General features: G+C 52.3%; 8 protein-coding genes, 1 riboswitch and 1 other annotated feature. All 8 genes read left to right on the forward strand.

Annotated elements, in window-relative coordinates:
* Positions 1-64: 64 nt before the first annotated feature.
* Positions 65-1,237 (forward strand): alpha/beta hydrolase family protein, encoded by a 1,173-nt coding sequence (locus tag B1728_RS28445; protein ID WP_079913817.1) that lies wholly within the window; start codon positions 65-67, stop codon positions 1,235-1,237.
* A 306-nt stretch (positions 1,238-1,543) separates the two neighbouring features.
* Positions 1,544-2,521: an AAA family ATPase gene (locus tag B1728_RS28450; RefSeq protein WP_079913818.1), complete on the forward strand. Its 978-nt coding sequence runs from the start codon at positions 1,544-1,546 to the stop codon at positions 2,519-2,521.
* Between the two features lie 12 nt (positions 2,522-2,533).
* Positions 2,534-3,769, forward strand: a complete 1,236-nt coding sequence (locus B1728_RS28455; protein ID WP_079913819.1) for a DUF58 domain-containing protein — start codon at positions 2,534-2,536, stop codon at positions 3,767-3,769.
* Positions 3,732-6,179 carry a transglutaminase TgpA family protein gene (locus tag B1728_RS28460; protein WP_079913820.1) on the forward strand — a complete coding sequence of 816 codons (2,448 nt, stop codon included), beginning with the start codon at positions 3,732-3,734 and terminating at the stop codon, positions 6,177-6,179. Before B1728_RS28455 ends, B1728_RS28460 begins: the two co-directional genes overlap by 38 nt.
* 388 nt (positions 6,180-6,567) lie before the next feature.
* Complete coding sequence (guaA, locus tag B1728_RS28465) at positions 6,568-8,106, forward strand: glutamine-hydrolyzing GMP synthase (protein WP_079913821.1); 1,539 nt, start codon at positions 6,568-6,570, stop codon at positions 8,104-8,106.
* Positions 8,107-8,314: 208 nt separating this feature from the next.
* Positions 8,315-9,535 carry a flagellin N-terminal helical domain-containing protein gene (locus B1728_RS28470; RefSeq protein ID WP_079913822.1) on the forward strand — a complete coding sequence of 407 codons (1,221 nt, stop codon included), beginning with the start codon at positions 8,315-8,317 and terminating at the stop codon, positions 9,533-9,535.
* Between the two features lie 190 nt (positions 9,536-9,725).
* Positions 9,726-9,826: riboswitch (purine riboswitch) on the forward strand.
* Positions 9,827-9,998: 172 nt separating this feature from the next.
* Positions 9,999-11,396 (forward strand): NCS2 family permease, encoded by a 1,398-nt coding sequence (locus B1728_RS28475; RefSeq protein ID WP_079913823.1) that lies wholly within the window; start codon positions 9,999-10,001, stop codon positions 11,394-11,396.
* 193 nt (positions 11,397-11,589) lie between these two features.
* Positions 11,590-11,856: a binding site (T-box leader), on the forward strand.
* Between the two features lie 560 nt (positions 11,857-12,416).
* Positions 12,417-13,973, forward strand: coding sequence for a 2-isopropylmalate synthase (locus B1728_RS28480; protein WP_079913981.1), 1,557 nt, complete (start codon positions 12,417-12,419; stop codon positions 13,971-13,973).
* Positions 13,974-13,977: the final 4 nt, after the last annotated feature.

Here is a 13,977-nt window from a genome sequence, read left to right on the forward strand (position 1 = left end):
TCCTCTTGAACAGCGTGCTATAATCTCTGTAATTCGAAGCCAAGTGCATGAGGAGGAGAACCGTTTGTCCAGCCAATCTATAACTCCATTAGAGCATCCCTGGAACCTTGCCAGGCTGATGCAGGCTCCTGAGGCCATTCCCGTCCCGGAGCTGAACGTGGGGGATATCCAAGCGATTTATTTTGAAAGTGAGCCTTACCGGGGGAAGCCGACTCGTGTATTCGCTTATTATGGAGTCCCTGCAGAGGCCTCTGATACCAAAGTACCGGCCATCGTACTGGTCCATGGAGGCGGAGGGACGGCCTTTCTGGAATGGATCAAGCTCTGGACGGACCGGGGATATGCGGCCATCGCAATGGACTTGGAGGGGCATCTGCCTCTAGCCAAGGATAGTGAGGGCAAACGCCCTTCGCACGATTGGAGCGGACCCTCCCGCCAGGGGGAATTCGGAGATTACGCTCTTCCCGTCGGGGAGCAGTGGATGTACCATGCCGTTGCTGCCGTTATAAAGTCGCATTCATTCCTGCGCTCGCTGGCTGAAGTGGATTCCGGCAGAGTAGGGATTCACGGAATATCCTGGGGAGGCATTGTCACAAGTATAGTATCCGGAGTGGATCACCGTTTTGCCTTTTCCATTCCCGTATACGGATGCGGTTATTTATATGAGGCGTCAAACCGATATGGCGAAGCCTTCGCCAGAATGCCCGAAACGTATGCGGAGCAAATCAAACGATGGTGGGACCCGTCAACCTACTTGCCGCATAGTACGATGCCTATGCTGTGGGTGAACGGGGACGCAGATGCGCATTTTCCGCTGCATTTGACCAGCAAATCATATGAAGTATCCCGAAGCCGCCGCAGCGAATCGCTGCTCAGCATTCAATTCGGATTAGGCCATTCTCATGCCAAAGGATGGAGTCCCAAGGAGATCTATGCCTTTGCAGATCAGATTGTCAGAGGTGGGCAGCCGCTTGCTCAATTGACTGAGCTCGTGGAGAGCAACGGGCAAGCTGTGGCTCGTTACATGGCTGGAGGATCGCTGAAAACAGCGGAGCTGCGTTATACACTGGATACATCGGACTGGTTCCACATGAATTGGGAGGTGGCCGAGGCCGCCGTTGACCCCTTGCAGCGCGAGATTAGAGCCGATATTCCCGTGGGGACCCGGGCTTATTTTATTCTCGTTACGGATGATCGGGATTATACCGTTTGTTCTTCCATACAGCATCTCGGGTAGAACGAACCAAGGTAGAGGAGAAGAGATTTATAGGATGAAAGATTTATAGTATGAAGTAGCAGGGGGGTGCTGTTAAAAAGCACTCCCTTATTTGGCGTGCATTCAAGAACGGCTGGGGGACTACTCTTATAAAAAAGTTGAACTGGCAGCATGCAATCTATCACACTTGGGTTATGCAGATCATGGATGTCCGGTTCGAAGGCGGGTCAAACAAGGCTTGTCCGTTTATAGCAGAGTCTAAATGCCTTGTAGATTGGAAATAATAGATTCAATAGAAACCAATCTATTGAAGGAGGCAGGTTCATTATGCAGGTGCATTCATCTTTCTTTGATCCGCCGCAGGCCATGCTCGAACGAGTGATCTATCAAATGGAGAAAGTAATTATTGGAAAGCGGGATGTCATAGAAAAGCTGCTGGTCGCTCTGTTGTGCGGAGGGCATGTTCTGCTGGAGGATGTGCCGGGTGTCGGCAAGACGATGCTGGTCCGCGCTTTATCCCGGACGATAGACTGCAGCTTCCAGCGCATTCAATGCACACCGGATCTGCTGCCGTCGGATCTGACGGGAAGCAGCATCTTTAATCAGCAAACGTCGCAGTTTGAATTCCGCCCCGGTCCCTTGATGGCGAATCTCGTTTTGGCCGATGAGCTGAACCGGGCGACACCGCGTACGCAGTCGGCGCTTCTAGAAGCCATGGAGGAGAACAAAATTACGGTGGACGGCGCAACGTACCCTTTGCCGGAGCCTTTCTTTTTGCTGGCTACGCAAAATCCTATCGATTTTGCCGGGACCTTCCTGCTGCCGGAAGCCCAGCTCGACCGTTTTTTGATGAAATTAAGTCTGGGGTACCCTGACGCGGCCGAGGAAGTGGAGCTGCTTAACCGGGTGGAGGAGCGGCATCCCATCAGTCAGCTTCGTCCGCTGATGCTGCCGGAGGAATTCGCTTCTTTGCAAAAGGAAGCGGCAAGGGTCCATGTGGATGATACGGTAAAGCACTATATCGTCCAGCTGGCTGCTGCGACGAGGAGACATCCGGACATTGCGCTTGGGGCAAGCCCGAGAGCGTCGATTGCTCTGATGCGGGCAGCCCAGGGACGGGCATTTTTGTCCGGAAGAAGCTTTGTCATTCCCGATGACGTGAAGCAGATGCTGCTTCCAGTCATTGCCCATCGCCTGATGCTGACCGCAGAGGCTTCATTGGCGGACAAACAGGGCGAACCGATTCTGGAATCTATCGCCGCGGCGACACCGATTCCGGCACGGCGCTATGCCCCGGCACAGTAAGGAGGAGCAGCGATGCGCAATGTGTTGATGATGTTGTTCTTGTTCCTAAGCTGGGGGGCGTCCTGGTATTGGGCGAATGCCCTGGGAGGGCGTTCGGCATGGATATGCTTTTACGGCTTAAGCTTCCTGCTGCTGTACATCGGCGCCGGAGCCGTGGGCTTGATGCGTCCGGTTCGTGTAGAACGAACGAAGGAGCCGATTCGCTGCTGGAGCGGGGAGGCGTTGGAGCTGAAGCTGCGCTTGAGATACGGCGCCATGGTTATGCCGCTCGGCTGGCTGCTGGTGGAGGAGCGCTGGATGAATACCGGTACCGGTGAAATGATCGTCGTTCGCGATACGGTGCGTTTGCAGCTGAACGGCACCGGGGAAGCGGTGCTGCGGCTGCCCGGTATGCCGCGAGGCTTATACCGGCTGGAGGAGTCCGGCGTCGGGATCATCGACGCCTTCGGGCTGCTGCGTATCCGGCGCCGCAGCATCCAAACCGGCCAGCACCGCATCCTGGTGCTGCCAAGGCCGCTGCAGCTGCAGACGGCCGCTATAGGGGCGGGAGAGGAGCTCCCGCCCGCGGGGCCGCAGCCTCGGCTGCAGCGGCAGGCCGCGTCCACGCTGGCGTACGGGACGCGGCCCTATGCGCCAGGGGATCCGCTGAACCGGATCCACTGGCGCTCGACCGCGCGCGCAGGAGCTCTGCGCGCGAAGGAAACCGAGCAGCCTGGCAGTGACCGGCTGCTCATCTGCCTCGACGCGGCCAAGGGCGTGCCGAACGCTGCGGCGTTCGGGACGGCGGTTGAGGCCGCGGCAGGGCTCGCCCAGCGTGCGCTGCAGCTGGGCATGGGCGTGCGCCTTGCCGCCACGGACCGGCAAGGGCGGTCCATCGAAGCGCGCGGCCGCGAGCGCTTCGCGGAGCTGCTCGAGCTGCTTGCGCAGCTGCCGTGCGACGGCGATAGCCCCCTGGCGCCCGCTGTACAGCGCGAGGCGCTGCACGGCGGACGCGGGGCTGACATCGCCGTCATCACGGCGCAGCCGGATGAGCAGCTGCTGCGGGTCCTGTTCCGGCTGCGGGAGCGCGCCGTTCACATGGTGTACGTTCACGGCGGGGACGTATCTCCCGACGCCGTGAAAGAGTGGCGGCGGCAGGCGGAAGCCGCCGGCTGCCGGTTCACGGCGGTCAGCGCAGCGAATCGGCGCGCCGCCGGGGGAGGTGAGGGCTATGGCTCCGAAGCCAAGCATGCCGCAGCCGGCGCTTAACGATGCGGCTGAGCCGGACCAACCCTGGGCGCTGCGCATAGGCTACGCGCTGCTTCTGTTCTGGCTGATCCGCGCCTGGCTCGTACCGCTGCAGCAGCTGTCCGAATTCACGGAGGTTTACCGGATCGCGCCATTCTTAATTGCCTTTGCTTTTTTCCTTGCTATAGATACGCTTCGTATGCCGGGACCGGCTGCCTGGGGAATCAGGGCGGCGATCATTCTGGCGGCAACCTCGGTGCTTCATAGCGGCCAATGGCTGCCGGGAGCCGGATGGTGGGTATCCTGGCTGCATGATTTGAGTAACGACGCGGTTCACGCAGTCCGGGGGCAGCTGGCCTACATCTCGCCGACGACACGCACGATGCTGTTTTTAACGGGATGGGCCTTCTTCATTTGGGTGCTGCAGTCCTTTGTGGCGGACCGCCAGCAGCTGCTCTGGTTCATTTTGATGACGCTGATTTATCTTGTGGCGCTGCAGCTGATTTTTGACACGGATATGTCAACCGGGCTGATCAGTGCTGCCGGGGCTGGATTGCTGCTCCAGGGATGGCTTCAAGCGGAGCGCTGGACCCGCTGGCGGATCGGGACTCATGGCGTGAGCGTACATAACGACGGTTTGTCTTCGCCACATCCGGACCGGTCGGTCCTGTGGACTCCTATTGCGGCAAGCTGCGTGCTGACGGCACTTTTCATGCTGGGAGCATGGGCCGGTGCGCTTCAGCATCCGGTTCAGGGGAAGCCTATCGATTGGTCGGGTCCGATTGCCTCATGGCAGGAGCGGCTTCATTTTCTTGAGGGGAAAGGTACGGACAACCGGCCGGCCTCCGCTGCCAGAACAGGCTACAGCTCGGATGATTCCCGTCTCGGGTATCCGTTAACCCAGGATGATACCGTCGTCTTCTTGGCCACAACGCCAAAGCTGACCTATTGGAGAGGCGATTCCAAGTCAACTTATACCGGCAAAGGATGGTATGCATCGGATTCCGATCCGGTCCAAGCTGGAGTTACCTCTCTGCCCAAGGAAAGCGGGGGTGAACCATCGGAAGTAAAAACGGCAGCTCTCCCGGAAGAATCGGTTCGACCGGCCATCACTCAGCAAATTGTTCTCAAACAGCGGTTTACTCAGTTGTTTTTGGGCGGTGAATTGACCCGAATCGATTCGCTCATATCCCAGAATGGGGATAGTATTTCTCCGGATTGGGTGTGGAGAGATCGATGGTCCGGCCGGTATTTCTTGCCTGCGTTGGCAGACCCGTTATCGTCTTACACCGTTCAGGTAGTGCCCTGGAATTCCCAAGGGCAGGGGCAGCCCGTTGAGGAGGATGCCCCGGGAGCTGAAGCGGATGCCGCTTATCTGCAGCTGCCCGACAAGCTTCCGTCGCGGATCACCGATTTAGCCTACAGCATCACGAAGGACAGTCCGACACCGTATGCCAAAGCTCAAGCAATAGAACAGTATTTAAGGAACCACTATACCTACAGCATGGAGCAGTCGCGGCCGCCGGGTGAGGGGCAGGATTTCGTCGATCAATTTTTGTTCGAGCAGCAAATGGGCTATTGCGATCATTTCTCTACCGCGATGGCGGTCATGCTGCGCTCGGTCGGCGTTCCTGCCCGATGGGTCAAGGGATTTTCTCCCGGACAGGTCCTTTCCACGGAAACGAACGGTGCGGACGGAGCTCTTATGTACCATGTGGAGGTTCGCAATAAAAACGCGCATTCCTGGGTTGAGGTTTATGTCCCTTCCGCGGGGTGGTTGCCTTTTGACCCTACCCCCGGATACGGTGGGGCTGCCTCGGCGGATAGTAACGCCCGGACGGCTTCTGCAGCAGCGGCATCATCCCCTGACAAGGGGTCGGACGCCTCCTTATGGCAGCAGGTTTTGGGCCTTGCTCCTTCTTTAACCCAGCTTATGCACACCGGACGGAGCCTCTTGGAGGCTTTGTCCACCCTGATTCATGATGTGCCCGAACTTATCCGCCATGCATGGCTGGGGATGCAGCCTTGGCTGCCGCTATCCATGTGGATAACGGCAGGCTGCTTAGCAGCGCTTCTTATCCGCCTGTGGATGAGGAGTAAGGCAAAAGCCTCCGCCTATCCGAAGGAAGGACAGGAAGCCGGACTCTCGCTCTTATCCAGGGCCGCAAGGCTGCACGGCGTTCGTGCTTATGCCGTTCAACGTGCTTCCGACCGTCTCTGGAGGAAGCTGCAGCGGCGATGGGGCCGTGCCGAACCGTCACAAACGCTGCGGGAATACGCGTTGACCCGTTCCTACAGCAACGATACCCAGCGGGAGATGCTCCTTCGGTTTATCCGGCTGCAGGAGCGGATTCGATACCATGCGGGTGCATCCTCGGTAACCCGACACCAGCTTCATGAAGCATGGCAAAATATACGCAAAAGCTTGTGAGCCTTTAACGCAAAGGCCGCAGGCTTTTTTGCCGTTTAAATAGTACAGCTTCGTGAGACTTCATGATGATCGTCATTTATCTTTAAAACAATGGGAAATACTAGCTATGAAGCGCTTTATTCTTTGCCTAATTATGCATTTTCGATGGAGGCATTGCCCTTTCTGTAATGGAAGCTTATAATAATGTCTATTGATTTAGAGCAGAGCTTCAAGTCTTGATGGTGAAACAAAAAGGCGGGAGCTTGCGTGTGAATCTGGTTTTGCGCCCGCGAAGGCTTACTAATGGAAGTTTTTTAACAACACAGCAACGCTTACGAAGAAAGTTTTTTTCAAAAACTCAGCAACGCTTACGAAGAAAGTTTTTTTCAAAAACTCTAAGGAGGAAATTATGGACAAGCCGAATGAAATTATTGTTGTGCTCGATTTTGGAGGACAGTACAACCAGCTGATCGCCCGCCGGATTCGGGATTTGGGAGTTTACAGCGAGCTTTTGCCTTACAACACGCCAGCGGAGAAGCTGAAGCAGCTTCAACCCAAAGGTATCGTGTTCTCCGGAGGACCGGCCAGCGTATACGGCGAGGACTCCCCGCTGGTAGACCCTGCGGTTTATGACTTGGGCGTGCCTATTCTCGGCATTTGCTACGGCATGCAGCTGATGGCCCATCAACTGCAAGGGAAAGTGGAAAGAGCCTCGAAGCGCGAGTACGGAAAAGCCGAGGTCGATTTTGCCGACCACTGCAGACTGGTTCATAACCTGGACAAGAAGCAAACCGTGTGGATGAGCCATAGCGATTTGGTAGTAGAGCCTCCTGCCGGGTTTATCATCGATGCCAGCACGGAGCATGCTCCTGTAGCGGCTATGAGCCATCCGGACAAACGGATGTTCGCGGTTCAATTCCATCCGGAAGTGCGCCACTCGGTGTACGGCAACGACATGATCCAAAACTTCCTATACAACGTGTGTGAATGCGCAGGCCAATGGAGCATGGAAAGCTTTATCGAAGATACGGTCCGCGATATCCGCAACCAGGTGGGCGACAAGAAGGTCCTTTGCGCGCTGAGCGGCGGCGTGGATTCCTCTGTTGTGGCGATGCTGGTTCATAAAGCGATCGGTGATCAATTGACATGTATGTTCATCGACCATGGTTTGCTGCGCAAAGGGGAAGCGGAAGGCGTTATGGACACCTTTGTCGGCAAATTCGACATGAAAGTGGTCAAAATCGACGCTCGCGAACGTTTTATGAGCAAACTAGCCGGCGTAGACGATCCGGAACAAAAACGTAAAATCATCGGCAACGAGTTCATCCGCGTGTTTGAGGAAGAATCGACACAATTCGACGATTTTGCTTTCCTTGCTCAAGGTACTTTGTATACTGACATTGTCGAGAGCGGAACTGCAACAGCTCATACGATCAAGTCTCACCATAACGTAGGCGGGCTGCCTGAGGATATGAAGTTTGAATTGGTAGAGCCTTTGAAAGCTTTGTTTAAGGACGAAGTGCGCAAAGTAGGTCTGGAGTGCGGCCTTCCGGAGGCTATCGTATGGCGTCAGCCTTTCCCAGGCCCGGGTCTTGCAATCCGTGTATTGGGCGAAGTAACCGAAGAGAAGCTGGAGATTGTTCGTGAATCCGATGCGATCTTGCGCGACGAGATTGCCAAAGCCGGTCTGGACCGCGAAATTTGGCAGTATTTCACGGCTTTGCCGAACATGAAGAGCGTAGGCGTCATGGGCGATGCCCGTACGTACTCCTACACCGTAGGTATTCGTGCAGTAACCTCCATCGACGGCATGACCGCCGACTGGGCTCGTATTCCTTGGGACATTCTGGAGAAAATCTCCGTTCGTATTGTCAACGAAGTGGATAACGTTAACCGCGTCGTATACGATATTACGTCCAAGCCGCCTGCAACGATCGAGTGGGAATAGAACTAAACGAATGAAAAAATGACTCTCTTTTATCTGCGATATATAGCAGATAGAAGGGAGTTTTTTATTACCGTTACGCTAACGCTATTGAATATCCGTTTTGGCATAGTGCAAGGGGGTAGCTAGAAATTTTACGATATGTCTAAAGAACTATTCTAAATTATCCGATAGAGAAGTTAAGCAACATTTTCCCTAGAGAGGTAATAAAATGTATATCAGAACAAATATTCAAGCCATAAATGCTAAAAATAAATTACGAATCAATACTGATAAAAAATCAAAGTCTATGGAAAAAATCTCATCAGGACTAAAAATAAATCGAGCCGCTGATAATGCAGCTGGGCTGACAGTTAGCGAAAAGATGAGAGGACAGATAAGGGGATTAAATCAAGCATCTAGAAATATACAAGATGGAATTTCTCTTATCCAAACGGCGGAAGGCGCAATGCAAGAGGTTCATTCCATGCTGCAGCGGATGAATGAACTGGCAATACAAGCGGCAAATGGAACATATAATGATAGCGACAGGGCAAACATTCAAAAAGAAGTTGAGCAATTAAAGATCGAAATCGATAATATCGCAGAAAGTACAAGCTTTAACGGAATATATTTGTTGAATGGCAACACGTCAGTTATCGGCTCTGCTAAATCAATCGATAATCCTCCAAACAATAAGCTTGTGACTATAACATCACCAATTGGAAAAGATGTCTCAGAAATTTTAAGAAATTTGGTTACTTCCTTTAACGAAGCAAAAAACGGTAGAACTGGTGATGCGGATTCAAAAAGAGTTGCAGAAAAATTCACCATGTCTGTTTCAAACGATTTATTATACATTACCTGCACCAGTGGTGATGGATTTGCCTTAAGTGGGGGAAGTCCAAATTTATTCTTTGAGGGAAGCAGCGGAAATAGCTACGTATATAAGTTCTCAGAATATATTAATGAGAATGATTTTATAGTTCTCGGAGATATCGGGGGCACATACGGTGGAGATACGTTAAAGTTTTCCTTTAAGGCAGCTCAAAGTGATCAAAGCGGCTTAAATTTGCAAATAGGCACTAATGCCAGCGATTTTCTAACGCTTGATATGCCTAGAGTAGCGGCTTCAAATATAGGAGTTTCAGATATCGATGTTTCGACTGTGACAGGAGCAACTGGAGCTATTGACTCCATAATCAATGCAATCGATACAGTTTCATCAGAGCGTGCAAAACAAGGTTCTTATCAAAATCGCCTCGAACATACAATGAACAACGTAACGAATTATTCAGTGAACCTTTCCAAAGCAGAATCTAGGATAAGAGATACAGACTTAGCAAAGGAAATGATGGAATATACCAAAAGTCAAATTCTTGCGGAAGCGGGACAAACAATGCTGGCTCAAGCTAATGTATTACCACAGAATGTATTGAGATTACTAGGATAGAAATGATTAAGAGTCTCTCCATATGAAAGAGGAGAGTCTCTTTTTTCATAAAGAAGCCATTCAAATTTGGTTAAAACGATTTCACTTAGAGGAGTTCGAGCAAAATAAACGAACGAGAATAAAAAAACTTTCGTTAATGTTCGGAAAAATCCATTGACAAGTTTCGTCATGAATTTTAGAATAAATGATGAATATTAGGGAATAACTGTTTCGTATAATCCCGGGAATTGGCCTGGGAGTCTCTACGAGATCACCGTAAATGATCTGGCTACGAGCAAACAAAGCGAAGGCGCACGGTGCTCCCCTGAAATGACACAAGAGGGCTTAAAAGCAAGCCTTTTTCTGTGGTTTCTGGGGGCATTGACAAGCCCTGATCCCGCTTTGCTTGTGAATCCGGCCGTTTGATCATCGATCAAAGCCGGATTTTTTCGTTGTTCCAAAAACCATTGGAGGGATTTGGGGAATGGATCGATTGTTTAAGCTGAGGGAAAACGGTACCAACGTCCGCACGGAAATTATGGCGGGTCTGACCACGTTCATGACGATGGCGTACATTTTGGCCGTAAATCCGAACATTCTCAGTAACTTTGGCTCGGGCGCTACCGGTATGGACTGGACTGCCGTATTTTTGGCAACGGCCATTGCCGCGGGCGTAATGACTATCGCGATGGGACTTTTCGTTAACTTCCCGGTCGCTTTGGCTCCAGGTATGGGATTGAACGCTTATTTCGCTACGGTGATTTTGGCTTCGCAGGGTACATTCACGTACCAAATGGGATTAGCGGCCGTATTTATTTCCGGTTTGATTTTTATCTTGTTAACGGTAACGAAGGTTCGTCAATTGCTGCTGGTCGCTGTGCCTGATAGCTTGAAGCACGCGATTACAGTGGGCATCGGGTTGTTTATTACGATTGTCGGCTTGAAAAACAGCGGGATGATGACGATCGCAGTAGAAACGAGCAACGATGTGAAGGCTCATCAATATACGGATCTGCTTTCGTTCGAATCGATTATTCACATGGGCAGCTTGAAGGATCCGAATGTGGTTCTTTGTATCGTCGGGATTTTGTTGATTTCCATCCTGATGGTGCTTCGTGTCCGCGGAGCGATTTTGTTCGGTATATTGCTGACCACGGTTGTCGGATTGCTCATGGGTCAAGTCAACCTAGGTACTTTGACAGATGCGAAAACGACGTGGGTTCCTGATTTGTCCAAGCTGGCTCTTGGCCATTTTGACTTCCAGGGCGTTCTGAATACAGGGATTATTTCGGTCATTGCGACCTTTACCTTTGTCGAATTGTTTGATACCTTCGGCACGCTGGTAGGTACGGCGAACCGTGCAGGGTTCATGAAAAATAAAGAAGAAGGCAACAAAAAAGTAGGGAAGGCCATGATGGTTGACGCGTTTGCGGTCAGCGGCGGCGCATTGGTGGGTACAAGCACCGTGACGGCATTCGTCGAAAGCTCTGCAGGTGTGGCACAGGGCGGACGTACGGGCCTGACTGCTGTAACTACAGGCGTATGCTTCCTGCTTGCTCTCTTCCTGGCTCCAATTGCGGCTCTGATTCCGGGCTCCGCTACGGCGGCGGCTTTGATCATTGTCGGCGTGCTGATGATGCAATCGGTTAAAGAGATCGATTTTCAAGATTTTGTTGTCGCGATTCCAGCGTTTTTCACGATCGCTTTCATTCCGTTCACTTACAACATCGCCAACGGAATTTCATTCGGCGTTGTGACGTACGTGATTCTGGCAACCTTCTCCCGTTTGGGCGGAAACAACACGCACAAGGTTCACTGGCTGATGTGGGTTCTTGCTATTTTGATCGTGCTGCGTTATGTATTTTTCGGCAGCGAAGGATAATGCTTCGGGTGGTAAATGCTTCGGTTTTCCTATTTGGGAAGACCGGGGCTTTTTTTAAATCCAGGTCCTTTTGCAAAAGATATGAATCAGCTTTAAATCCGACCCTATTTTGTAAAATTATATTGCTGGAAAAAGAATTCCAAACCATGCATTGACTTTTCAAAAAGCGCATACTATAATTGCAAACAATATCAAAAACGCTGGGAACGGGAGCAGTAGTCGGCCGAACTGTCAAGAGAGCTGCGGGATGGTGCAACGCAGTCAGTGGAGCCTGCGAAACTCGCCCGGGAGCGGTGGAACTGAAACGATGTAGCGCTGCATCGGCAAGTAAGTTTCAACGGATGCCTCCGTGATCAGGCGTGCTTAGGGTTTCATGCCGTAAGCACACGAGGTGGGTTTAGGCTGTGCAGCCGAACCAACAAGAGTGGTACCGCGATAGATAAGGTCTGTCGTCTCTTTTACAGGAGATGGCAGGCCTTTTTTGGTTTTAAACCAACACGGTTCATACAAACGAAGGAACGACAAATAGATATCCAGAAAACGCTAGGAACGGGAGTAGTAAGGCAATCCGAATGATCAGAGAGCTGCGGGGTGGTGCGACGCAGTCGACGGATGCATGAAGCTCGCCCGGGAGCGGCGGGACTGAAATCCGGCCAATCGCTGGAAACTAGGTTTCGACGGAGTAGCCCCACGTGAACGGGGAACGCGATAAGGCAGGTTATCAATAAGCTTATGCTTATCAGACCAGCCCTTTATGGCGAACAAGTGGACGCCTTTCCGGACGGAGAGGGTCAACGAGAGTGGTACCGCGGCGGCCGAAGGCCTGTCGTCTCTTCTGTAGAGGCGGCAGGTCTTTTATTTTTCACCGGTAGTCCCTGTAAGCTGTCTCAAAGCTCGCGTTACTTTGGGGGAATGGTTCCACAGTCCGAAATGAGCAGTTTTTAAAACCTAGAGGAGGCGTTACCAATGACAAACCATAATGCAAACCATAATGATAACCAAGAGGCACATGCAGGCCAAATGAAGAGGATCCATCTATTTGACACGACCTTGAGAGATGGAGAGCAGGCACCCGGGGCGTCGTTGAATCCGGAGCAAAAGATCGTGATCGCCAAGCAGCTTGCCCAATTGGGAGTCGATATTATCGAGCCGGGCTTCCCGATTTCAAGCCCTGGAGACTTCATGGCGGTTCAGCGGATTTCCCGGGAGGTTCAAGGCGTAGAAATTTGCGGATTCGCCAGGTCAGTTAAGGAGGATATCGATGCTGCGGTCCGCGCTACAGAAGCGGCAGAGCGCAGGAGATTGCACTTGTTCTTGTCGTCCTCGAATATTCATTTGGATTTTCAATTGCGTAAATCCAGAGAGCAGGTGATTCAAATCGCTCGCTCCATGGTGGCGTATGCGAAGCGGTTTGTGGATCGCATAGAATTCTCACCTATGGATGCGACGAGAACCGAAGACGAATTTTTATTCGAAATAATCGAAGCGGTGATTGCGGAAGGAGCCACGATCATTAATATTCCGGACACGGTAGGCTACGCTCTTCCAGAAGAATACGGCGCCCTGTTCACCCGGGTTATGAAGAACGTTCGCGGCAGCAGCCAGGTGGAATTCAGTGCCCACTGCCATAACGATCTGGGGCTTGCTGTAGCTAATAGTCTGGCTGCGATTCGCGCGGGAGTCACCCAAGTGGAGGTCACCGTGAACGGCGTAGGCGAACGTGCCGGCAACTGTTCTTTGGAAGAGCTGGCGATGGCGATTGAAACGCGCAAAGAAGCGCTGGGAGCGGAGACCGGCATCCGGACGGAGCATATTTATTCCGTATCTCAGAAGGTAAGCCGCGCCATGAGCTTTCCGATCGCCTTCAATAAGCCGGTTGTAGGACGCAATGCTTTCCAGCATGAAGCGGGCATTCATCAGGACGGCTTGCTGAAAAACCGCAATACGTATGAAATTATGGACCCTGACCGGCTGGGTATTCCGCGGAGCATGATCATACTGGGCAAGCATTCAGGACGTCATGCGATCAAGCATCGTGTAAGCCAATTCGGGGTGGAGCTGACGGATGACCAAATGGAAGTCCTGTACACCCGTTTTAAAGAGCTGGCGGATCAGCAAAAGGTCGTTCAAGATCATCAGCTGATGGGGCTGGTTGGCAGTACGGTGAATGCGGTACTGGAGCCGTATACCTTGGTTCATGCCCAAGTGCTTACCGGAACGACGGGCCACCGGATGGCCTCCTGCACGATTACTAATAACGCTACAGGCGAGCAACGGATCTGTTCGGGAACAGGAGAAGCTCCTGTTGAAGCCTTGGTGGCGGGGATGAGGCAAGTGCTGCCGATCCAAGTCGAATTTGACGATTTGGAGCTGTATTCCTTGTCCTCCGGAGAGGAAGCGAGCGGAGAAGCGATCGTAACGGTAAAGGCGGGCGGAAAAAGCTACAGAGGCGTCTCGGAGCATCGCGATGTGCTGATGGCTGTAGCCCAGGCCTTCATGGCGGCATGCAATCAGGCGATTCGTGAGCAAGGGGTGTTCAGTGAGGCGACAGAGGGAGTATCTGCCGCAGGCCATTAAGCAG

Origin of the sequence: Paenibacillus sp. 32352, from assembly GCF_002042965.1 — a bacterium.
In the GTDB taxonomy this organism is placed as follows: domain Bacteria; phylum Bacillota; class Bacilli; order Paenibacillales; family NBRC-103111; genus Paenibacillus_S; species Paenibacillus_S vulneris.

Excerpts from the sequence above, each read along its gene's own strand:
- B1728_RS28450 (WP_079913818.1), top strand. The coding sequence starts at position 1,544 with ATGCAGGTGCATTCATCTTTCTTTGATCCGCCGCAGGCCATGCTCGAA.
- B1728_RS28455 (WP_079913819.1), top strand. The coding sequence starts at position 2,534 with ATGCGCAATGTGTTGATGATGTTGTTCTTGTTCCTAAGCTGGGGGGCG.
- B1728_RS28460 (WP_079913820.1), top strand. The coding sequence starts at position 3,732 with ATGGCTCCGAAGCCAAGCATGCCGCAGCCGGCGCTTAACGATGCGGCT.
- guaA (WP_079913821.1), top strand. The coding sequence starts at position 6,568 with ATGGACAAGCCGAATGAAATTATTGTTGTGCTCGATTTTGGAGGACAG.
- B1728_RS28470 (WP_079913822.1), top strand. The coding sequence starts at position 8,315 with ATGTATATCAGAACAAATATTCAAGCCATAAATGCTAAAAATAAATTA.
- B1728_RS28475 (WP_079913823.1), top strand. The coding sequence starts at position 9,999 with ATGGATCGATTGTTTAAGCTGAGGGAAAACGGTACCAACGTCCGCACG.
- B1728_RS28480 (WP_079913981.1), top strand. The coding sequence starts at position 12,417 with ATGAAGAGGATCCATCTATTTGACACGACCTTGAGAGATGGAGAGCAG.